The following is a 22,436-nucleotide window of genomic DNA, read 5'->3' on the forward strand; positions in this document are numbered from 1 at the left end:
TGGCCAGGCTTGTAATGAAGGGGGACCGGTATGTTCTGTGGCTGTTTCGCAGTGGGCTTGCCGGGACCCTGGCGAAGATTCGGGTCAATGTGCTTGCTCATGACAACCTCCAACGTTAGACGCTGCAGATGCAGCGTCGTACCCTTGAGCATCGCAGATTGCCGGGCTTGCTTCGGTGCGTTGCCCCGCATAGTGCGCTTTGGAGTAACCTGTCCCGATCAGGGTATTCGCCCTTGAACGGTGGCTGATATGTTTGCTGTACCCAAGCCACAACAGAACTACCTCCTGGCGGCGCTTCCCGCGCAAGCGCTGGAGCGTCTGCTACCCCACCTCGAACCGGTCGAACTGCCACTTGGCAAAGTGCTCTATGAGTCCGGTGGCGCTCTACGGCATGTCTACTTCCCCACCGACGCGATCGTGTCGCTGTTATATGTGATGGAGAACGGCGCCTCGGCCGAGATTTCAGTTGTCGGCAATGAAGGCTTGATCGGTGTTGCAGTGTTCATGGGCGGTGAAAGCACGCCGAGTCGGGCCGTTGTGCAAAGTGCCGGGCATGCTTTGCGGTTACCCGGCCAGCAGCTCAAGGACGAGTTCAACCGCCATGAAGAGATGCTTCTGCTCATGCTGCGCTACACCCAGGCACTGATCACGCAAATGGCCCAGACGGCGGTGTGCAACCGCCACCACTCCATCGACCAGCAACTGTGCCGCTGGTTGCTGTTGTCGCTCGATCGCCTGCAAGGCAATGAACTGACCATGACCCAGGAATTGATCGCCAACATGCTGGGTGTACGCCGGGAAGGCGTGACCGACGCCGCCGGCAAGCTACAGCGCCTGGGTGTTATCGAATACAGTCGGGGACACATCAAGATCCTCGACAGGGCTCGGCTGGAGGCGCTGAGTTGCGAATGCTACGCCGTGGTCAGAAGAGAGACCGAACGATTGCTGCCTTACTTTCCATTGCGACGTGACTCATGAAGATGTCCGAAGGGCGCGATTTGCAGAACCATGAAGTGTGGTTCTGCAAAGTTGCCAGGCACCTGCGAAGTTATGGCGATTTAGTCTTGGTCCTGGAAATCAGTGCTCGCCATTAATCTTTCGTGAACATACGCCTCAAATTGTTCGGCTGGCAGTGGCGGGGAAAACAGGAAGCCCTGGTAGGTCTGACAGCCATGCTTGAGCAGAAAGGTCCGCTGAGCTTCTGTCTCCACACCTTCCGCAATCACCGAAAGCCCCAATATCTGGCTCATGCTCACAATCGCGCAGGCGATGGCGGCGTCACTGGGATCAACCAGCACATCTCTGATAAACGACTGGTCGATCTTGAGTTGATCCAGCGGAAGGCTCTTCAGGTATGACAGTGACGAGTAGCCGGTTCCGAAATCATCCAGCGAAAGGCCTATGCCGATCTCTTTCAACTCGATCATTTTAGCGACAGTACCTTCCATATCCTCTATCAGCAGGCCTTCGGTCAGTTCCAGTTTCAATTTCTTCGGATCGGCCCCCGTGTGTCTCAGTACTTGCAGTACCTCCTCGACGAAGTCCGGATGGTGAAACTGGCGGGCGCTGACATTCACAGCCATACCCAGTCGGGCGGTTTGCGAATGCTTTGCCCAGGCAACCAGCTGAGCGCAGGCTGCCTGCAGCGCCCAACGGCCTAACGGCAGAATCAACCCCGTTTCCTCTGCCAATGGAATGAAATCGCCTGGAAACACGACTCCGCGCTCAGGATTCTGCCATCTCATCAGTGCCTCTGCGCCAATGATACGGCCCTCACTATTCACCTGCGGCTGGTAATGAAGAAGGAATTCGTTGTCCTGCAAGCCTCGGCGCAAGTCTACTTCCAGTCTGGCGCGTGCCGTGGCAACCGCCTGCATTTGCGGATCGAAGAAGCGCATGGTATTGCGGCCCGCCGCCTTGGCGCGATACATCGCCAGGTCAGCGCGCTTCATAATATCGTCCACTGTGCTCAGCTGCCCCTGGAACAGCGCAATGCCGAGGCTGGGGGTGCTGTGGTGCTCATATCCATCCAGTTGGTAGGAAATGTTCAGAGCGTTGAGAATTTTTTCGCCAATAGCCTTGGCCTGGATAGCTGCTTCTGGAGGATTCTCATTAAGGCCATCCAGCAGGACGACGAACTCGTCTCCGCCCAGGCGAGCCACGGTGTCGCTCTCGCGTATGCAGCCGCAAAGGCGCAGAGCAACTTGCTGCAGCAACATGTCGCCTCTGTCATGCCCCAGCGTGTCGTTCAGTGCCTTGAAGTTATCCAGGTCAATGAGAATGATCGCGCTCGTCTGCAGGATACGGGGGCTGCCCGCCAGCAGATGCTGTAACCGGTCCAACATGAGCCGCCTGTTGGCCAGCCCGGTCAACTGATCGTAGAAGGCCAAACGCTGGACTTCTTGCTCAGCGGTCTTACGGTGGGTGATGTCAGTATTGATCGACAGAACGGATTGCGGCTGGCCCTCATCGTCTCGCACCAGGGTTCGATGACTTTCGAACGTGATGGTGCAGCCATCCCGACGTCGAAGTGTAACTTCGTCCGCCCAGTCACCCGTTTCTATCAGGCTGTTAGTGGCCGCATTGAAAGCGGCGCTACCCTGGTAGATCAACTCCTGTGCCGACTTGCCGAGTGCCTCTTCCTTTGACAGACCGTAGAGACGCTCGGCACTTTTGTTCCAGTACAGGATGCGGTTATCCATCCCATGAACGACAATGGCGTCCTGGGCCTTGTCCAGCAGCGATGCTTGCTGGCGGGCCTGCATCTCGCTTTCGCGCAGCACTGCCAGATAACCTTCCCTTTCGGCTGCTTGCGACTCCATTTCGCGCCTGATCTTGCCTCCGTAGATAACGGCCGCACTGACCATCAGTAGCACGAACACCATGATCGCGTATTCGACCCGGCGCAGTTCTTCGACCGACTCAAGCTCCTCCTCCAGAAGCTTGCTTTGAACCAGGCCAACGCGATCGCGCACGGTACTGAGTGAGGCGAGCACCAGGGCAAACTTCCTGTCCATCGTTGCCATGCGTTTGCCGGCATTATCCGACTGCCCTTCCCTGAAGTAGGAAAAGATCAGCAAGGCCTCGTTCACCATTTCGACCATCGCGGCATCAACTGCAGCCACCTCATCCTTCAATGCAAGGATAAAGGCTTGGATATCTGCACTGTGTTCAGCCTCATTGGCGATCCGTACTTCCAACTGTTTTTTGGTCATTGCCAAATGCTCGTTGAAGGCGCGCAAGGCTTCATTCATGTTCCGCGATTCGGCTTCAACATTATGTGTGTCGAACACATTATTGCCCGGCGCATTGACTGTGGAAGCCAGGCTGCCCAGCGTTGAATAGCTCGACAGCTGTTGGACCCACGACTGGTTTGCCTTGATGGAGCGGTGATAGGTATCGACGATCAGGTGATTCAATAGCACGCTCAGCACAACAACCAGCACGTCGAATCCCGCAAGAAAAAAGTACATGCGGTGCCATTTGGTCGAGCGCGGCTTATTTGAAAGGGTGGGTATGGCTTGCTGTGCGGCGCTTTTATTCCTGAAAGAATCCATTTCACAATCTCCAAACATAATCCTTCTAAATTGAGCAATAGAAGCGGTATTCGGAAACCCGTTAACCTTTTGTGCCGACAACGATTGTCCTCGCTCTCCAGTGTAGAACTGAATGTCGGCATTCACTTTTGCCAGATGTTCTGTTCCTTTCAATTTCTGCAGCCTCGCTCTGCGCCTCTGACGAGCGTGCAGAACTTGGCCAGCATGCCTGGGGTGAACGTTGCGGGTCATTTCCGCGCAGCCTGCCGGACTGCCTGATCAGTTTCGTCAGCAGACCAAGCATAGCCACTAATTTGCCATCGTTCTGGTCGCCGACTACTCCAGGTCGGTAGCAGCGCCCTTGATGGTCGGCAGCTTTCGGCCCAGAAGCGGCCCATATACGGTCATTTACAGCCCAGAAAAAACTGAGACCCAACCGAGTATGGGATATCTTGCCTGCCTCGAAACCGGCTTGTATTCATGGAGGAAAAATTGCGGATTTACATTATTTCTGGATGCCCACTTACGACCAAGCGACCTCCCGGTGAGCGCGTGTCTTACGGATTGCCGGGATGAACAGCGCTGAAAAGATGGCTGCGGATGCCATTCATGCGTTGTCGCAAGCATCGCGATAGCGCTAAGCCGCAATCGCCGCGCGTGAGACTTATAGCGCTGTAACGACTGTGCAGGTCTTGTCAGGACGCATCTTTTGTCACTGCGCCTGTATCCATTCAAGAAAACGCTGGATCGGCAGTTCATGCCCCCTGCGCTGAACATGCGCGAGATACCAGCCTCCGGCCTGCATGACCTCCGTCTGTATGGGTATGACCAGGTTGCCCGATTGAAGATCTGCCTCAACAAGGAACTCGGGAACCACCACTACCCCTTGTCCACTGATTGCCGCTTCAATCGCCAGCAAACTGCTGTCGAATCGAGGCGATTTACTTTGCACAAGGCTGGGAAGTCCGATGCTCCGGGCCCACATCAACGAATCGTCAGTGGTGCCCGAGATCGCCAGAAACGGAACCTGACGCAGGTCCTCTGGTGCGGCAATGGCCTTGGCGAGTTTCTTTGAGCAAACCGCCACGAGCCGCTCCTGCTTCAGGAGTGTGTAGGTCAGATTCGGTCGATCCGGTGTACGCGTATAGATGATCCCCACGTCGGCCCGGGCGGGATTGAACTCCCAGTCCAACAGGCTTGCATCCAGGCTGACCGCAATTTCGGGCGACGCATCCTTGAACGTCTGGAGCCTTGGGATAAGCCATCGAACCGCAACGGTGACATAGACCTGTACGGTCAAGGACGTTTGGGTCTGCTTCTCACGGATGAGGTCGGTCGTGAGCGAGATGCGATCCAGCGCATCCTGGATCACAGGGAAGTAAAGCTCGCCCTTTTCGTTGAGTTCTACCCGACCTGGCAATCGGCAAAAGAGCGCTGTGCCCAGGTAGCGTTCAAGCGAAGCGATCTGGTGACTGATCGCCGACTGGGTAAGGCTCAGTTCCTCGGCAGCGCCTTTGAAGCTGCGCAATCGCGCAGCGGATTCGAAGACTTTCAGCGTCGACAGGGGGGGAAGCGATCTCGGAATCATGCTTGCTCGCGACGTTAAAAAAATTCAAGCGGGGGTTAAATATACTCGTTTGCCCGGGATTCAACGCAATCACATACTCGTCCCATAAAAATAAATCAGGGGCACAGAAATGAAACGTAGTTTGTTTGCATCCTCAGCTTTTGCGCTGGCTTTCGGAACCTGTTTTTTCTCCGCACCCACGGTAACAGCCGCCGAGCAATGCGTGCGCGTGCTGGGGTACGAATCGGACGGCGAGAAACAGACGATGGACCCCGCCGCATTGATCGGCACCGACAGCGTCTATCACATCCGTGCCGTGTATGAACCCCTGGTCGACCGCAGCAATACCATGATGCCCATCCCGGTGCTGGCGCAATCGTGGGAATCCAACGCGGATGCCACCGAATGGACTTTCCACTTGCGCGAAGGGGTGAAGTTCCACGACGGGTCCGATTTCGATGCGGCCGATGTGGTCTATTCCTATCGTCGCCTGCTCGACCCGGCCGTCTCGCCCGGCGGGTTTTCCACCCTCTCCTTCCTTGACCCGGCCGGTATCACGGCAGTCGATAAAAATACCGTGCGCTTCAAGGTGAAATCGCCGGTCGTCGAACTGCCGATGTTGATCGCGACCAAATATGCGCTGATGGTCCCCGAGGGTGCCAAGGGTGCAGACCTGCGGACCCAAGGCAACGGTACCGGGCCGTTTGTGCAGAAGACCTTTACCACCAACGGCCCGGTGCGGGTCATGCAGCGCAACCCCCATTATTGGCGCGCCGGTTTGCCGAAAGCCGACTGCCTGGAAATCACCACCAGTCTTGAAGCGACTTCACGGCTTTCGGCGTTATTGTCAGGCTCGATTGATTTGTCGCTGGTGGTCGATCCGGCAAGCCTGATCACGCTCAAGGGCAACCCGGCGGTCGATCTCGTTTCGACGCCCGGGGCGACCTCGCTTTATATCGCTGTCTGGACCGACACGGCGCCCTTCGACGATGTCCGGGTGCGCGAGGCAATGAAGCTGGTCATGGATCGGCCAACCATCCTCAACACCGTGCTGTTGAGCTATGGCGAAGTCGGTGGCGATACACCGATACCGCCCAGCTCACCACTGAGCCTCAATACGCCACCACCGGAAGCGGACATCAAGCGGGCCAAAGCCTTGCTGAGCGAGGCAGGTCATCCTGATGGCATCGCCTTCGATCTCTATACGTCCGACTCCTACCCCGGCATGCTGTTACTGGCTCAGGTCTATGCCCAGATGGCGGCGTCCGCCGGCATAAAAGTGAACGTCATCACCTCGCCGGCCGAGGGTTACTGGGACACGATCTGGCTGAAGAAACCGGCGGTCATCTCGTACACCAGTGCTCGTCCACCGGCTGAAGCATTGACGCTGTCGCTCAACAGCGCATCGGAATGGAACGAGACCCACTGGAAGCGTGCGGATTTCGATGCGCTGGTCGCCAGGGCCGGGCAAACCGCGGACGAGCAAGAGCGCAACAAGCTCTATCGCGACGCCCAGCGCATGGTTGCGCAAGAAGGCGGCATGATTCTTCCGGTCTTTTCATCGGTCGTCGCGGGGTTGCGCAAAGGCTGCAGCGGCTATTCCCCGAACGTCGACGTGAACCGTATCAACTACGCGGAACTGGGCTGCGCAAAGTAGCCGCTCGCCCCGCTCGCCCCATTTGAATTCAATCCAGTCCACGGAGCCTGTCGGCTCCGGGGAGGAGGCTGTGCGCATGACACTCCCTTATCTGTCCAGGTTTCTCCAATGCTTTGCCGACGTGCTCGATCGCGATGATCAACCCGTCGCAAGGTCACACGCAAAACGCTTGCGCATGTTGCAGTCGGGGCTGTCCACCCTTCAGGACGTACCTGCCGCACGAGTACCGGTGCAGAAGTCCTGCGAGGACGAGCTCAGCACCTATGCCGATGGTTGCGCCCTGGCCAAAGCACTGGCCGATCTCATGCCCGCCATCCACCTGACGCGTAGCGATAGCTATCTGGCCGCCCCGCCCAGCGCCGACTTTGGCAACAACTACGGCTACGGCGTCATCTGCGGACCAGAAAGTGGGCCCCCTGCGCTGATCAAGGATGCCGAAATCTCCTTCGGCCTGATGTTCCTCGGCCCCCAAACCCACTACCCGTTACACAGCCACCCGGCTGATGAAATCTATTACACGGTCACCGGCCCGTCGTTCTGGCGAACGGCCGACGACGCGTGGTCATCACGGGAAGCCGGTGAAATCATTCATCATCCCTCGTGGATTCCCCATGCCACGCTCGCAGGAGACCGGCCTTTGGTGCTCTTGTACGTCTGGCAGGGCGATCTGGACACCGATGCGGCCTTTCTTCCGGACTGGATGGCGTCGGACTCAACCTTGATGACTCGAGGGGGCGGATCGAAATGACCATTGTGCGGCTTGTCATCAGTAGGGTCATGCTGTCGGCGGTCACGCTGCTGCTCGTCTCGTTACTGATTTTCCTGATTCTCGAAGCCCTGCCGGGAGATGTGGCGACACGTATCCTCGGTCGCGACGCCACCGCAAAGGCGCTGGAAGTGCTGCGTGCTCAACTGCATCTGGGCGATCCCCCGTTCAGCCGTTACCTGCACTGGCTGGGCGATTTGCTCCAGGGCAATCTTGGGGTCTCGATCGCAACCGGACGGCCGATTGCCGACGTGCTGGGCCCGCGTATCATCAACACATTGCTCCTGTCGCTGCTGGCCTTTGCCATGTACCTGGTGCTGGCCATCGTTCCTGCGGTGATTCAAGCCACACGGCGTGGCACGAAGGTCGACAACATAATTTCGGTCGTGACACTGGTACTGCTGTCGCTTCCCGACTTTCTGCTGGCGACGATCCTGCTTTTTATCTTCGCCGTGGCCATGCCCATCCTGCCCGCACTGGCGACGGTTTCCGACGCCAGCACCTGGCTGGACAACCTGCGCGCCATGATCCTGCCGGCCGTGACCCTCGCCATCATCATGGCGGTGTATGCCATCCGTGTCCTGCGCGACAGCCTGATCGAGGTGCTGCGCTCCGACTACGTACGCCTCGCTGAACTGAAAGGCTTGCGGCCTTATGCGGTGCTTTGGCGCCACGCGATGCCCAATGCCATTGTCCCGGCACTCAATATCACGGCGCTCAACCTCGGGTTCCTGATCGGTGGCGTGGTCATTGTCGAGCGGGTGTTCTCCTACCCAGGCTTTGGCACCCTGCTGATCGATGCCTTGCAACTGCGCGATCTTCCCTTGATCAAGGCCACCGTGATGATCAGCGCGGCGGTCTACATCACCGCCAACCTCGTGGCCGACATCTGTGCGGTTCTCCTTCAACCTCGCCTGAGGACTACTCGATGAGTCTTACCAATGCGCTGTCCGGCCAACGCACGCAATCGCTCGCGGCTTATCTCGGACGCTGGCAAAGGATGCCTGGAGCCTTCAAGGTCGGCTCGCTCATCCTCGTGGCACATGGTCTGTTTGCCCTGATCGGGGTGTTCTGGACACCTTTTGGTTTCGCGCAAATGGGCACCGGCATGCCGCTGTCCGGCATGTCCTGGCTACACCCGATGGGCGTTGATCAAATCGGCCGCGATGTCCTCAGCCGTTTCATGTACGGCGCACACATTGTTTTGCTGCTGGCCCTGGCCGGCACGGCGCTGGGCATGGTCGCCGGTACGACGCTCGGCCTGGTGTCAGGTTATCTCGGCGGCGTGTTCGACGAGATCGTGCAGCGTCTGGTCGAAGCCATGATCAGCATCCCGTTCCTGGCATTGGCGCTGGTGACAATCATTGCTGCCGGCCCTGCCCTTGCCGGGGAACCCGCACTGATCGTGCTGGTGGTCGGGCTGGTTTACACACCGCGGATTGCCAGGATTGCGCGGGCGGCCTCAATGGAAATTGCCACTCGCGAGTATGTCGCGGCTGCCCAGCTGCGGGGTGAAGGTACCTGGTCCATCGTCCTGCGAGAAATTCTCCCCAATGCCGCCAACGTGCTGCTGGTCGAGTTCTCGCTGCGTATCAGCTATGCGCCCATCCTGATCGGCGCACTCGGTTTCCTCGGTTTCGGTATCCGCCCACCCACACCGGAATGGGGCCTGATGATCAGCGAAAACCGGGGCCTGCTGATCGCTTCGCCGGTGACGGTGTTCGGGCCGGGCCTGGGTTTCGCCTCCCTCGTCGTTGGGCTCAATCTCTTCACCGACGGGTTGTCGAGAATGCTGGGCCAACGCTCAGTGGTCGGTGCATGAATAACAATAAAGAGGTTTGAAGCATGACCAAGCTGATCGAGATTCAAAACCTTGGTATCGCCTATGCCGGGCAAAACGGCTGGACCGATGTTGTGGAAGGCGTTTGCTTCGACATAGCCCGCGGCGAGACATTCGGTCTCGTTGGGGAATCGGGTTGCGGAAAATCCACGGTCGCCTATCGGCTGCTCGGCTATGGCGCCGCCAATAGCCGCGTGCAGGCCGGTCAGGTGTTGTTTGAGGGCACAGACCTTCTGCAGCTTGACGCCCGCGCACTGGCAAGGCTTCGCGGCAACCGCATCGCGCTGGTCCCACAGAATCCGACGACCGCGCTGAGCCCTGGCATGCGAGTCGGGCAGCAAATTCGCGAGATGATTGTGACCCACTGCGCGTTGCCCGCCGGAATCTCCATGGAGACGCGCATCACCGAGCTGTTTGCCCTGGTCGGGCTACCCGATGTCGGCCGGCGCTATCCCCATGAGTTGTCCGGCGGCCAGCAGCAGCGAGTGACGATTGCCATGGCCGTTGCCTGCAATCCGGATTTACTGGTGCTCGACGAACCGACCACGGGGCTGGACGTCACCACTCAGCGCCAGATCATCCAGTTGCTGTCGGATCTGCGCAGCCGCATCGGCATGGCGATGCTCTACGTCACCCATGACCTCGCGCTGCTAGCGCAAATCGCCGATCGCATTGGCGTCATGTATGCCGGCAAACTCGTCGAGGTCGCGTCTTGCGAGCAGTTGTTGACGCACCCTGCCCACCCCTATTCGCGCGGCCTGATTGCTTCGATTCCGACGGTACAGCACGGTCATGGTGGTGCCCGTGGCTTGCGCGGCATGCTGCGGCGCGATCAGATGACCGCGGGCTGTAAGTTTGAACCGCGGTGCGACTTCGCGACAGCGGCTTGTCGCTTGACGCCACAGAACCTGATACCTGTGACTGACGCACAATCCGTGGCATGCATGCGCTGGTCCGAAGTGGCCGACTCACAGCCCCCGGCGCCTTCACCGGTTATCGCCCTCGGAACAAAACGGGACACGGAAACGCTGATGTCGGTGGACGACCTCTCGCTGACTTACGCGCAGTCTGGATGGTTCACGGAGTTGTTGGGCAAGAAGAGCATCCCTGTCGCGCGGGATATCGACCTTGAGTTGCGTTGCGGTGAGATCGTGGCGCTGGTCGGCGAATCTGGTAGCGGAAAATCAACCATAGCCCGCGCCATCAGCGGCCGGCTCGCGCCTGTTTCGGGCACCATCAAGGTCGACGGCGAGGTACTGGCACCCACTCTCGCCAGCCGATCCGTACAGCAGTTGAGGCAGATTCAGTACATCTTTCAGAACCCCGACGCATCGCTCAATCCACGCCGCACTATCCGCGCCATCCTTGAGCGGCCGCTGCATCATTTCGGGATCGAATTGCAACCCGACACCCTTGAAACAGCGCTGGAAAGCGTGGGATTGCATGCGGGCTATCTCAATCGTTATCCCGAACAGCTGTCCGGCGGCGAGCGCCAACGGATCGCGATCGCACGTGCGTTGCTGGTCAATCCAAAGCTGCTGATCTGCGATGAAATTCTCTCGGCACTCGATGTGTCCGTGCAGACCAGGATTGTCGAATTGCTCCTGGCGCTCAAGCAGCAGCACGCCGTCGCCATGCTGTTCATCTCACACGATCTGGCGGTGGTGCGGCAATTGGCCGACAAGGTCGCGGTGCTGTATCGCGGCGAATTGATGCAACTGGTCGATACCGACCAGCTGTTCGGTTCCCCCTTGCACCCGTATACCGAAATGCTCCTGCGTGCAGCCCCGGGACTTTGCAAGGATGACTACGTTGCGCCCCCTCCGGCAATGCCAGGCTCGCAATCCACGGCAGGCACAGGATGCCCGCTTGCGGGTCGCTGCCCTCGACAAGTCGGCGAACTCTGTGCACACAGTCGCCCGCCTTCGCAGAAAATACAAAATGGCTTCATTCGTTGCCATATCCCGATCGCCGACCTGACCCATCACACTGAAGACTCGGCGGTGGCTCGCCAGACTCATGTATCAGGCAGTGCTTCTGCTTCCCTGTCATTTCAATTGAGAGGCTGATTCGCGCAGCCTCGCGCCTTCAGTCCACAGCACACGAACGCCGCTTGCGGAACTCGGCGACTTTATGCCGGTTTCCGCACGGCGCCATGCTGCACCAGCGTCGTTTGTGCGTCTTGGTGCGGTCGTAAAACATCAATGAACATTCGGCGCTTTCGCATTTGCGCACCAAGCCGCGGTCACTTGTAGGAGCCGGCTTGCTGGCGATGGTTGTTAACGATAACGCGGGTGACCTGGATAACCGCGGCGCACTTGAGTCCATCGCCAGCAAGCCGGCTCCTACAGGTATTGCGTTGCCTGTGTTTCCCGGGACAGGACGCGTCCCTTGTAGGAGCCAGCCTGCTGGCGATGGTCGTCAACGATAACGCGTGTGACCTGAATAAACGCGGCACACTTGAGGCCATCGCCAGCAAGCTGGCTCCTACAGGTATTGCGTGTTACGACCGGGACGCGATCCCTTGTAGGAGCCGGCTTGCTGGCGATGGTCGTTAACGATAACGCGTGTGACCTGAATAAACGCGGCGCACTTGAGGCCATCGCCAGCAAGCTGGCTCCTACAGGTATTGCGTGTTACGACCGGCACGCAGTCCCTTGTAGGAGCCGGCTTGCTGGCGATGGTCGTTAACGATAACGCGTGTGACCTGGATAACCGCGGCGCATTTGAGGCCATCGCCAGCAAGCTGGCTCCTACAGGTATTGCGTGTTACGACCGGCACGCAGTCCCTTGTAGGAGCCGGCTTGCTGGCGATGGTCGTTAACGATAACGCGTGTGACCTGAATAAACGCGGCGCACTTGAGGCCATCGCCAGCAAGCTGGCTCCTACAGGTATTGCGTTGCCTGTGTTGCGGTCAATTGTAGGAGCCAGCTTGCTGGCGATGGTCGTTAACGATAACGCTGGTGACCTGGATAACCGCAGCGCATTTGAGGCCATCGCCAGCAAGCCGGCTCCTACAGGTATTGCGTTGCCCGTGTTTCCCGGGCCAGGACGCGGTCAATTGTAGGAGCCAGCTTGCTGGCGATGGTCGTTAACGATAACGCGGGTGACCTGGATAACCGCGGCGCATTTGAGGCCATCGCCAGCAAGCTGGCTCCTACAGGTATTGCGTTGCCCGTGTTTCCCGGGCCAGGACGCGGTCAATTGTAGGAGCCAGCTTGCTGGCGATGGTCGTTAACGATAACGCGGGTGACCTGAATAAACGCGGCGCACTTGAGTAAATCGCCAGCAAGCCGGCTCCTACAGGTATTGCGTTGCCCGTGTTTCCCGGGCCAGATATGCCCTGGAAGAGCTGGAAGAAACCGCACGCCTGTGGCTGATGAGCCATCCACGACCGACCCCGTTGCACCAGGCGGCGCTGGATGAATTGCACCAGGCCTTTGGTGTCCAGTGGTAACCCACAGATTGATACTTTGACCGAAGGAATCTTCATGCCTCGTTTCGCTGCCAACCTCAGCATGCTCTACCCCGAACATGATTTTCTCGACCGTTTCGCCGCAGCCGCCGCCGATGGTTTCCAGGCCGTGGAATACATGTTCCCCTACGACTACAGCGCGCAGCAATTGAAACAGCGGCTCGACGACAATGGCCTGGTCCAGGCCCTGTTCAACGCCCCGCCTGGCAATATCGCGGCAGGCGAAAAAGGCACCGTGTCCTTGCCAGGCCGTGAAGCGGAGTTTCGCGCAGGTTTCGACCAGGCCCTGGAATACGCGGCAGTACTGGGCAACGAGCGCATTCACGTCATGGCCGGGCTGCTGGCGAACGAAGCGGATCGCGCCCGGCACCAGCAAACCTACCTGGAAAACCTCAGCCATGCAGCGACACAAGCCGCCAAGGCTGGCATCACCGTCTTGCTGGAACCGATCAATACCCGCGACATGCCGGGGTTTTTCCTCAACCACCAGCACCAGGCCCAGGCCATCTGCAAAGCGGTCGGCCAGGCCAACCTCAAAGTCCAGTTCGACGTCTACCATTGCCAGATCGTCGAGGGCGACGTAGCGACGAAGCTGCGACGGGATTTCGCCGGCATCGGCCATATCCAGATCGCGGGCGTGCCGGATCGCCACGAACCGGACTTGAACAACGAGTTGAATTACCCCTACCTGTTCGAGCTGATCGATCAGTTGGGTTACGACGGCTGGGTGGGTTGCGAGTACAGACCGCGCGGGGATACGTCCGAGGGGCTGCAGTGGCTGCGCGATTGGCAGGCGCGGACATTGTGAAGTGACGTTGCTATTCTGGCGTGTCAATCACCCAGGACATACGGCATATGGAAATTGCCCCGCAGTTCATCATTCATGAAACCGACCACTGGATCATCAACCACCATCTGGCCAGCGCGCTTCCCGGCTATCTGATGTTAGCGACGAAAATCCACACTTCATCGCTGGCCGAACTATCGTCTGCTGCGCTTGCAGAACTGGGAGTCCTGCTCGCCAGGACTCAGCAGGCAATCGAACAGCAACTGCTGCCCAAGCGCCTCTACATCGGGCGCTTTGGTCATGATCCGGGCTGGCCCATCCACTTCCATTTCATACCGGTCTATGACTGGGTCGAAGACCTCTTCTGGAACGATGCCCGCTATCGGCAACTTGAAACCTTTGCCTATGCTGAAAACGCGCTCTCTTCAACTGACGGTGCAGAGCTGACGTTGTTTATCTGGCGAGAATTTGCTGAAAACCCAACACCACCAAAGACTCAAGGCCCCTCCATTGGCGAAGTGATCCAGAGCCTGCGTAGCGCATTCATTTGATCGAGCGTCGGCAGACCCGCCCGTGCGCCGGCCCTGGCCGCGCTCAAGGCGTCATCGCAGACTATTCTTTATCAGGGTAACCGACCGGTCTGGGACATGGCCCCAGGCACTTTTGTCTGCCCCCCTGAAACGGAGACGCCAGCATGAGCACCTTGCAACTTCACCCTGCACTGGACAACGGGCTCCAACCCGCCGCCGCGAATTTCACCGGTGGCACCCTGCAATGCCTGTGTGCGACCGACAAGGTCGAGGTCAAGATCGACGCACAAACCCTGCATAACCACGCCTGCGGCTGCAGCAAATGCTGGAAACCACAAAACGCCACATTCGCCGTCATCGCCGTGGTGCCTCGAGATAAGGTCAGCGTCATTGCCCACGGCGAAAAACTGGCGATTGTCGACGAATCCGCCACCATCCAGCGCCACGCCTGCAAGCAATGTCACGCCCATCTCTTTGGGCGCATCGAGAACAAGGACCATGCGTTTTATGGCCTGGACTTCGTCCATACCGAGCTTTCGCCACAGCGCGGATGGGCTGCGCCGGGATTCGCCGCGTTCGTGTCCTCCATCATCGAAACCGGCACACCGCCTGCGCAAATGAAGGCCATCCGCGAGCGCTTGCGCTCGATCGGCCTGGAACCCTACGACTGCCTGTCCCCGGACCTGATGGACGCACTGGCGACGCATGTCGCCAAACAGAAAGGCCTGCTCCCCGCCGCCTGATCGATCGGTCGCCGCGGTTTCTTTTGCGGACCGTGGCGGCGATCCACCGTTGATGTCGTGCGTCTAGAAGCCGCCATCGAAACAGTCAGGAAATGGCCACTTTTCCTGGCCCAAACACCCCCAAAATCGCACCCTGCATTGGGGATTATTCCCCGTCATCGGGGCTTTCACCCTGGCTTCTCATACGTACGCCAAACGCCAGCAGACACGGGGGCGGCGTGGCATTGAGCCATAGTCACCACCTGTCACTTCTGGTAGGAGACTTGCATCGCTCCCATCCCGGCTCGAAATAAAACATTTCGCACGTTGGGCTAGAGGCAGTGGCTCGTTGTCCATGCTTCGCCACGCGCTTCGAGGAACCCGTCAGAGGTGTTTGCGATGAAACTAGATACCGCAAGGTCGAACCCTAGTCCATTGTTCAAAACCAGGCTGGCGCTGAGTATCTCTGCTGCCGCGATCATGTTCGGGTTGGGCTTGTCCCAGGCCCAGGCAGTCCCCCTCGACAACACCGATCCACCGCCACCTACCGACCCATCGGCGTTCACCAATCCGCCCGCCGACCCCAATGCCGCATTGAGGGACTTGCAAAAGCAGCCTCCCGCAAACGTCGGCGCTTTCGACTTACCCAATGGAGTCGGCGGTAACCGCAAGACCCCCTTGGCCGACAATGTGCTGCCACCCAATCTGCAAACCAGCTTCAACATCCCCACTAACGGTAATGCCAGCCCGGTATTCGGGGCTCTACCGTTCACACAGAAGCTCGAACTTTTCGAAGAGTTCGGCTCGAACAAACTGGATCCGACCGACCCACCCTCACCCGTTCCGTTTCCGGTCCCGACGGTAGGTCCCGCACCGGCGCAAGATCCATTGAAGGTGGCGCGTAGCGGCCCGTCGCCGACGGCGCTGGATGCCTTTCTCCGGCAGCCCGCATTGACGCCCTTCCCGACAGAGTTCTCCAATGTGCTGGACCGCAACCCCTGGAAGACGCAGATCGAGGACTTCCTCAATCGTCGGGTCGATTCGCCCGCAGAAGGCCGGCCACCGGGAAAAGGCTGGTCGCACCAGCGTTTCAATGAGTTTCTCCCGCGCGATGCCTTCAAGACCGTGCAAGCCGGCGCGCACGTCAACAGCGGTTTGCGTGATCGCATGCAACGGCATAACTACGCCGTGGGGGAATTCGCGCCAGGCGGGCTCTATCACAACACCGACGGCAGCCCGGACAACGAGGGCACGACCAAGGGCATTCTGGTGCAGTTTCACCCCAACTTCCCTGTCCAGGACCACAATGCGTTGTGGACGTTCGATGGCACCTTCCCACCCAAACTGCTCTTGGTGCGCTATGGCCAGGCGATGCTGATGCGTCATTACGATGCCTTGCCCATTGACCCATCGGCGAACCGGGGCTTTGGCCTGCACACCTTGAGCACCCATGAACACAACGGACACTCGCCCGCGGAAAGCGACGGTTTTACCAACGCGTTCTTCTTCCCGGGCCAGTACTACGACTATCGCTGGCCGATCCAGTTGGCCGGTTACGACACCATCAATACCAAGGCCGAAGACCCACGGGCCGCATTCCCGTGCGACCCCGGTGAAAAGATTTTCGTCAACGATGCCAGCCCCGGCTTCAAGACCTGCGACCACGGCACCATCAAGATCCGTGGCGACTGGCGCGAAACCATGAGCACCCACTGGTTCCACGACCACATGCTCGATTTCACCGCGCAGAACGTCTACAAAGGCAATGCGACGATGATGAACTACTACAGCGCCGTGGACCGTGGTAACGAGTCGGTCGACGACGGGGTCAACCTGCGCTTGCCCAGCGGCTCGGGGCTCGGTTGGGGTAACCGCGACTACGACATCAACCTGACGATCGCCGACAAGGCCTGGGACCAGGCCGGCCAGTTGTGGTTCAACCCCTTCAACACCGACGGTTTTCTCGGTGACCAGGTGCTGACCAACTGGGAGTACAAGCCCTTCCTGGACGTACGTGCCCGCCGCTACCGTTTCCGGATTCTCGACGGATCGGTTTCTCGCTTCTTCAAGCTGGCGCTGGTGCGACAGGTCAATGGTAATGGCGGCGAGTTTCCCGGCCCGAACAACTCCGGGGTTTCATATAACCGGGTGCCGTTCCACATGATTGCCAACGACGGCAATATCATGGAGCACGCTGTGCCGTTCGATGGCAGCCTGGACCTCGATGGCGACGGCGACAAACAGGACAACAATGCCATCCTGCCGATGCTGGGCGTAGCCGAGCGCTATGACATCGTCGTCGACTTCGCGAAGAACGGCATCAAGCCGGGCGACAAGATTTTCTTCGTCAACCTCGAGGAGCATGAAAACGGCAAGCTTCCAAAGCGTGACGTTCCGTTGGCCGATGTACTCTCCGGGAGGTACCTGCCCGTCGTCAGGCAAACCAGCCACGGGCCACAGTGGATCAACGGCGACCCGGGCGTGGGCATGTTCATGCAATTGAACGTCCAGCCTTACACCGGCCAGGATGTCAGCATGAATCCGGCCGACTTCGAGCCCGCCAAGCCGGGCAAGCCCGAGGGCAAGGTCATGATCCCGCTGCCCTTGCACCGTGATGACCCAGCCGATATCGCCCGGCTTGCCCAGGCGCGGCACCGCACCTTTATCTTTGGCCGCTCCGATGGCACGGATCTAACGCCCTGGACGATCAAGACCGATGGCGGCCCAGGCTTCAACATGGACCCGCGCCGGATTTCCGCTGCGCCACAATTGGCCACTGGCCCGACACCGGCAGGGTTCAAGGGTGAAGGCACGCTGGAAATCTGGAAGATCCAGAACGGCGGCAATGGCTGGACTCACCCGGTGCATGTGCATTTCGAGGAAGGGATCATTCTCAGTCGAGGTGGCAAAAAACCACCAGAATGGGAAAAATGGGCGCGCAAGGATGTCTACCGCATAGGTTCCGATCCTGACAGCCTCGACAATGTCGAAATAGCCATGCGCATCCGTGAATTTGTCGGTACCTACATGGAGCACTGCCACAACACACAGCATGAGGACACGTCGATGCTGCTGCGCTGGGACTCCGAGCACCCGGGCCAGTTCCAGTTGATGCCCACGCCATTACCCAGCTGGGACGGCGTGAAATTCGTCAACTCGGTTGCGTTACCGACATTCCGTACCGGAGATGGCGTCGGGCCGCAGGTCAAGGTCAACAACAGTGGCAGTGGCAGCAGTAGTGCCGGCAGTAGTGTCAGCGGAGGCAAAGGCTAGCGTCGCCTGTCAAACCTGCCGGTGCATGTTCCCTTCGAAAATGCGGGCTACCGTCATGGTCAGCCCGCCCTCGCCTGCCTTTTCAAGCAGCCGCCACGCGTGCGTTGCTGTTGTTGCTCACCTCAAACTGCCCCACCAGTTTTTGCAGTTTATTGGCATTGAGCCTCACGGTCTCGGCACTGCCTTGCAACACCACCACCGTGTGACGCATTTGCGCGGAAGACTGGTCGACCTGCTTGATCGTCTTGCCGTAATCGAGGCTGCGTTTGTTGAGCTGCTGAATGATCGCAAACATACTTTCCACCGCTTGATGCAACTGCACGTTTTCCGAGGAGGCATCTTCGGCCAGGCGCAAGCTGTTATCGACGTCCTTGACGCCCTCCTTCATGAAGCTGACGGCGGTTTGCGTTTCGTTCTGCAAGCCCTCGACCATCTGTCGAATATCATCGGCAGCCCGAGAGGTGCGTGAGGCGAGACTGCGTACCTCATCGGCAACCACCGCAAAACCTCGCCCATGTTCGCCGGCGCGCGCGGCCTCGATGGCGGCATTGAGGGCCAACAGATTGGTCTGGTTGGTGATGTCACTGATCAGGCCGGTAATGTTGCCGATGTGCGTCATGCGGCTGTCGAGCAACTGCACGCTTGAAGAAGAGCGTTCGACCACATCCCGAATCGACTGGGTGCCTGCCTGCACAGCGAGAAACTGCTCGCGGGCACGGGTGACGACTTCGTCCATTGCCTGCTTCATTCGCTCGGCGCTGGCAGAGGCCTGCTGGATCTCGCCCAATTGGTCTTCAACGATAATCATCATGTGATGCACTGCTTCGGCCACCTCGGCCGAAGTGACGCCAGCCTCCTGGCTGCGCCCCAACATCATCTGGTTGGTGGCGCCGACGGTGCGACTGGCCTTCACCACTTGCCCGACAACCGAGTCCAGATTATCGATGAAGCTGTTGATCCAGCGCCCCATGTCACCGGTCTCATCGTTGGCCATTCGCGTGGTGTCCAGACGTTGACGAAGGTTGCCCTCACCCTCGGCGATGGTCCTGATCACACCCGTCATCTCGCTCAACCTTTGCGCAAGCCGTTTAGGCCCCAACAGGCTGAACAGCACAGATGGCTGTTAACGATAACGCGCGTAAACCGGATATACGCGGCGCACTTGAGTCCATCGCCGGCAAGCCGGCTCCTACAGTTTCCCGGGAATGCGTGAAGAACCTTTTATTTGGTGATTACTGCGCCAGATGTAGCAACAGGAAATCGATGAATGCCCTCGATTTGTGGGGCAAATGCGGGCTGTTGGGAAACACCACGTTGACGGACTGCGAGGGCAGCGAATAGTCGGGCAACAACCGGATCAGCCGCTCGCTGGCGATATCGTCCTTGATCACCCAGGCGGGCAGCACCGAGACGCCTAGCGACGACAACGTCATGGAGCGGATGGCCGTGGAAGAGTTGGATTCAAACTGATTGATCCCGTTGATCTCGACAGTCCCCAAGTGCGGATGGCGCAACGTCCACTGGGTCGGTGCCTGCAGGTTGCTGTTGGCGATCCACGGCACCGAATTCAGGTCCTGAGGATTCTGCACCGGGTGACGTGCAAGAAACGTCTCGGTAGCCACCAGGACAATTTCATAATCCGCCAGTTTACGGCTCTTGAAAGCCGAGTCCGCCAAATTGCCCAAACGGATTACCAAGTCTAACTTTTCCGCCACCAGATCATTGAGTGACGAGTTGAAGTTATAACAGAGTTTTATTTCCGGATAGCGCTCTATAAATTGCGGTATCAATGGAAGAATATAGGCCTCGCCGTATTCGCCGGTGGAACTGAAGCGCAACTTTCCGGACACCCGATTACGCCCTTTTAATATATTGTCGAAAGCGTTATCGATGTCCGCGACAATACCTTTGAATTCTTCATAAAAGTCCTGACCGATTTCGGTGAGGGATATATTTCGGGTATTTCTAATCAACAACGTCGCTGACAGCACTTCCTCCAGCGCCTTGACATGCAGGCTGGCCATGGCCTTGCTGATGTTCAGGTAATTGGCAGCCTTGGTGTAAGAACCAAAATCGACCACGGCCAAGAATGTCTGGACCCGATTAAGATGAGTGTGCATAGAAATATGGCTCACTGTTAAATCCCGTCAAACATTGTTTCAAGGATAGTCGTATCGACAGTTCAAGTCCACCCCCCTTATGCTTTGCGGCAAAGGGGAAACAACATGACCTATCGCTACAAAGTTGCACTGATATTTCTGATCGGCTTTTTTATAGACTGCATTAACGTCTTTATGTCAGCAGTCGCATTACCGAGTATATCGGCAGCGCTGCACGTTAGTACTTCAGACGTTGCCTGGGTGGCTAACGCTTATATTCTGGGGCTGACACTGATCATTCCGGTCAGCACCTGGTTGGCCGGTCGTTTTGGCAGTCGGGAAATCCTCACCACCTCGATGATCGTGTTTACAGCCTCCGTGTGGATGTGTGGGCTGGCCAACAGTTTCAACGAGCTGGTGATCTGGCGCTTCGTCCAGGGGATTGGCGGCGGCCTGTTGATTCCTGTCGGACAGGCACTGACGTTCAACCTGTTCAAGGGCGAGCAGCGGGCGAAAGTATCCACGTTGGTCATGGCCGTTGCCCTGATTGCGCCCGCCATTTCACCGACCATCGGCGGCATCATCGTCGACAGCAGCTCCTGGCGCTGGGTGTTTTACAGCAACATCCCGTTCTCGCTGATCGCGGCATTGCTGTCCTGGTCCTGGATCAACGAAGCGCGGTCGACGAGTTTGCCCCGGCCCGACATCAAGGGCTTGCTGCTGGTCAGCGCGGCACTCGGCAGCCTGCTGATGGGCATGTCTTTGTATGGCGGCGACGCTCCGGCATGGGTGGCCGCCCTCTTCGTGATGGCCGGCGTTGCTTTCGTCGTGCTGTACGGGCTGCACTACCGCACATGCAAAAAACCGATCATTGAACTGAGCCTGCTCAAAAGCAAAAAACTCAGCACCTCCATCTTGATCTATTACGCGATTCCCGGTGTATTCACGGGGGTCAACTTGATGAGCCTCTTCTTCCTGCAAAACACCCTGCGCTTCAGCGCCCGACTGACAGGGATGTTCATGATCCTCTACGCCATCGGCGCGTTCATCGCGATGCTGATCTGTGGCCGGGTCTATAACCGGATGGGCGCCAAGCGGCTGTTTGCCCTCGGCATGCTCTTGCACAGCGCCGGCATCGCCACTCTGTTACTGGTGAACGATCCCTCAGACTTTCTGGTGATCGTCATCGCCTACAGCTTGATGGGGATCGGCGGCGGCATCGGTGTCAACACAGCACAAACCACGTCGCTGATGGACTTCAAGGGCAATGACACCCACAAGGCCAGTGTCATCTGGAACATCAACCGACAGATGTCATTCAGCATCGGCGCTGCCCTCTTCCTGATGGTTTTCAACCTGCTCTTGAAGCATTTCGATACCACCCAGGCCTACCACGTGACCTTTGCCATCGCCGCGCTGGTGGGCCTGTTCCCACTCTTTCAACTGAGTCAGTTGAACACTCAAAAGGACTGTCATGCACAACAAAATAGTTGAACAGGCGCACCACAGCATTCATCACGTGCACGAGCTGATCCACACCCTGTTCACCGACGCAAACGGTAAGGGGCAGGCCACGCTTGAACCACTGATATCGGCCTTTGCCGAGGACTTCACCATGGTCACCACCTCGGCCGCCATTGTCAGCCGGGCGACGGTCGAACAGATGTTTAAAGGTGCAGTCGGCGCCAAGCCAGGCCTGGAGATCGTCATCAGCGATCTGCAGACGGTCTGGCAGGAAGGCAACAGCGTGGCGATTCGCTACAAGGAAACCCATCGCCTCGGCCAGCGCGAAAGCTCACGGGTTTCGGTGGCGATCATAAGCATGCATCACCACAACGCCCAATGGATCTACCTGCATGAAACGCCGCTAAGCCAGGAAAGCTGATTCTCGTATGAACTACATAATCACCGATTGCCGGCAGCATTGATCGGTGTCTCGATCTGGGCGACCTGCGCCATTACCTCGCCGATTTTTTATAGCCCGATCGGGCGTCCGTCGATTGATCCTGAACTGATGATTCGCATGCTGATCGTGGGCTATTGCTAAGGCATTCGCTTAGAGCGGCGGTTGTGCGAAGAGGCCCATTTGAACGTGGCGTATCGGTGGTTCTGCCGGTTGAGCCTTGAGATAGGTGCGCCTGCACTAAGCCAAAAACCTCAAATTAACCCAATAACAAAGCAAC

At 58.2% G+C, this 22,436-nt stretch carries 16 protein-coding genes and 4 pseudogenes; 15 read left to right on the plus strand and 5 right to left on the minus strand.

The window, feature by feature from the left end; all coding sequences use genetic code 11:
• The first annotated feature begins 249 nt into the window (after nt 1–249).
• Complete coding sequence (locus KGA88_RS09220) at nt 250–978, plus strand: Crp/Fnr family transcriptional regulator (protein ID WP_223590300.1); 729 nt, start codon at nt 250–252, stop codon at nt 976–978.
• 70 nt (nt 979–1,048) lie between these two features.
• Here KGA88_RS09220 and KGA88_RS09225 read toward each other — a convergent pair.
• A pseudogene (locus tag KGA88_RS09225) lies at nt 1,049–3,557 on the minus strand (putative bifunctional diguanylate cyclase/phosphodiesterase).
• Between the two features lie 691 nt (nt 3,558–4,248).
• Nucleotides 4,249–5,124 carry a LysR substrate-binding domain-containing protein gene (locus KGA88_RS09230; protein WP_223590305.1) on the minus strand — a complete coding sequence of 292 codons (876 nt, stop codon included), beginning with the start codon at nt 5,122–5,124 and terminating at the stop codon, nt 4,249–4,251.
• A gap of 109 nt (nt 5,125–5,233) precedes the next feature.
• Here KGA88_RS09230 and KGA88_RS09235 point away from each other — a divergent pair, with 109 nt between their 5' ends.
• From KGA88_RS09235 to KGA88_RS09255, 5 genes are all read left to right on the plus strand, one after another.
• A complete protein-coding gene (locus tag KGA88_RS09235; RefSeq protein WP_223590308.1) occupies nt 5,234–6,760 on the plus strand; it encodes an ABC transporter substrate-binding protein in 1,527 nt (508 codons plus the stop codon).
• 76 nt (nt 6,761–6,836) lie between these two features.
• Nucleotides 6,837–7,508: a dimethylsulfonioproprionate lyase family protein gene (locus tag KGA88_RS09240; protein ID WP_223590311.1), complete on the plus strand. Its 672-nt coding sequence runs from the start codon at nt 6,837–6,839 to the stop codon at nt 7,506–7,508.
• Nucleotides 7,505–8,458 (plus strand): ABC transporter permease, encoded by a 954-nt coding sequence (locus KGA88_RS09245; RefSeq protein WP_223590314.1) that lies wholly within the window; start codon nt 7,505–7,507, stop codon nt 8,456–8,458. The genes KGA88_RS09240 and KGA88_RS09245 overlap by 4 nt, the downstream gene beginning before the upstream one ends.
• Nucleotides 8,455–9,348 (plus strand): ABC transporter permease, encoded by an 894-nt coding sequence (locus KGA88_RS09250; RefSeq protein WP_223590317.1) that lies wholly within the window; start codon nt 8,455–8,457, stop codon nt 9,346–9,348. Before KGA88_RS09245 ends, KGA88_RS09250 begins: the two co-directional genes overlap by 4 nt.
• 23 nt (nt 9,349–9,371) lie before the next feature.
• Nucleotides 9,372–11,435: an ABC transporter ATP-binding protein gene (locus KGA88_RS09255; protein ID WP_223590319.1), complete on the plus strand. Its 2,064-nt coding sequence runs from the start codon at nt 9,372–9,374 to the stop codon at nt 11,433–11,435.
• 19 nt (nt 11,436–11,454) lie between these two features.
• Here the strand turns inward: KGA88_RS09255 and KGA88_RS09260 are convergent.
• Nucleotides 11,455–11,613, minus strand: a pseudogene (locus tag KGA88_RS09260) (CGNR zinc finger domain-containing protein); the annotation flags it as partial.
• Nucleotides 11,614–12,170: 557 nt separating this feature from the next.
• Here KGA88_RS09260 and KGA88_RS09265 point away from each other — a divergent pair.
• The 6 genes and pseudogenes from KGA88_RS09265 (at nt 12,171) to KGA88_RS09290 (ending at nt 18,154) form a co-directional block, all read left to right on the plus strand.
• Nucleotides 12,171–12,434 carry a hypothetical protein gene (locus KGA88_RS09265; protein WP_223590322.1) on the plus strand — a complete coding sequence of 88 codons (264 nt, stop codon included), beginning with the start codon at nt 12,171–12,173 and terminating at the stop codon, nt 12,432–12,434.
• 255 nt (nt 12,435–12,689) lie between these two features.
• Nucleotides 12,690–12,824 (plus strand): annotated as a pseudogene (locus tag KGA88_RS09270) (aldolase); the annotation flags it as partial.
• A gap of 34 nt (nt 12,825–12,858) precedes the next feature.
• The gene (otnI, locus tag KGA88_RS09275) at nt 12,859–13,650 is read left to right on the plus strand and encodes a 2-oxo-tetronate isomerase (RefSeq protein WP_223590324.1); all 792 of its coding nucleotides are present in this window, start codon (nt 12,859–12,861) and stop codon (nt 13,648–13,650) included.
• A gap of 47 nt (nt 13,651–13,697) precedes the next feature.
• Nucleotides 13,698–14,180, plus strand: coding sequence for an HIT family protein (locus KGA88_RS09280; RefSeq protein ID WP_223590326.1), 483 nt, complete (start codon nt 13,698–13,700; stop codon nt 14,178–14,180).
• Between the two features lie 143 nt (nt 14,181–14,323).
• On the plus strand, nt 14,324–14,902 hold the full coding sequence (gene gfa, locus KGA88_RS09285; RefSeq protein ID WP_223590329.1) for an S-(hydroxymethyl)glutathione synthase: 579 nt from the start codon (nt 14,324–14,326) through the stop codon (nt 14,900–14,902).
• A gap of 378 nt (nt 14,903–15,280) precedes the next feature.
• The gene (locus KGA88_RS09290; protein ID WP_223590331.1) at nt 15,281–18,154 is read left to right on the plus strand and encodes a multicopper oxidase domain-containing protein; all 2,874 of its coding nucleotides are present in this window, start codon (nt 15,281–15,283) and stop codon (nt 18,152–18,154) included.
• 82 nt (nt 18,155–18,236) lie between these two features.
• On the opposite strand, the gene KGA88_RS09295 is transcribed toward KGA88_RS09290, so the two are convergent.
• Both KGA88_RS09295 and KGA88_RS09300 read right to left on the minus strand, forming a co-directional pair.
• Nucleotides 18,237–19,217, minus strand: coding sequence for a methyl-accepting chemotaxis protein (locus KGA88_RS09295; RefSeq protein WP_411740839.1), 981 nt, complete (start codon nt 19,215–19,217; stop codon nt 18,237–18,239).
• A 169-nt stretch (nt 19,218–19,386) separates the two neighbouring features.
• Nucleotides 19,387–20,274 (minus strand): LysR family transcriptional regulator, encoded by an 888-nt coding sequence (locus tag KGA88_RS09300; protein WP_223590367.1) that lies wholly within the window; start codon nt 20,272–20,274, stop codon nt 19,387–19,389.
• A 105-nt stretch (nt 20,275–20,379) separates the two neighbouring features.
• Here KGA88_RS09300 and KGA88_RS09305 point away from each other — a divergent pair, with 105 nt between their 5' ends.
• The 3 genes and pseudogenes from KGA88_RS09305 to KGA88_RS09315 all read left to right on the plus strand — a co-directional run.
• Nucleotides 20,380–21,747 carry an MFS transporter gene (locus KGA88_RS09305; protein ID WP_110657771.1) on the plus strand — a complete coding sequence of 456 codons (1,368 nt, stop codon included), beginning with the start codon at nt 20,380–20,382 and terminating at the stop codon, nt 21,745–21,747.
• Entirely contained in the window at nt 21,728–22,138 is a 411-nt protein-coding gene (locus KGA88_RS09310; protein ID WP_223590334.1) for a DUF4440 domain-containing protein, read from the plus strand. Before KGA88_RS09305 ends, KGA88_RS09310 begins: the two co-directional genes overlap by 20 nt.
• Before the next feature lie 35 nt (nt 22,139–22,173).
• Nucleotides 22,174–22,393 (plus strand): annotated as a pseudogene (locus KGA88_RS09315) (transposase); the annotation flags it as partial.
• Between the last annotated feature and the right edge of the window lie 43 nt (nt 22,394–22,436).

It is taken from the genome of Pseudomonas sp. A-R-19 (assembly GCF_019956575.1).
Lineage (GTDB): Bacteria > Pseudomonadota > Gammaproteobacteria > Pseudomonadales > Pseudomonadaceae > Aquipseudomonas.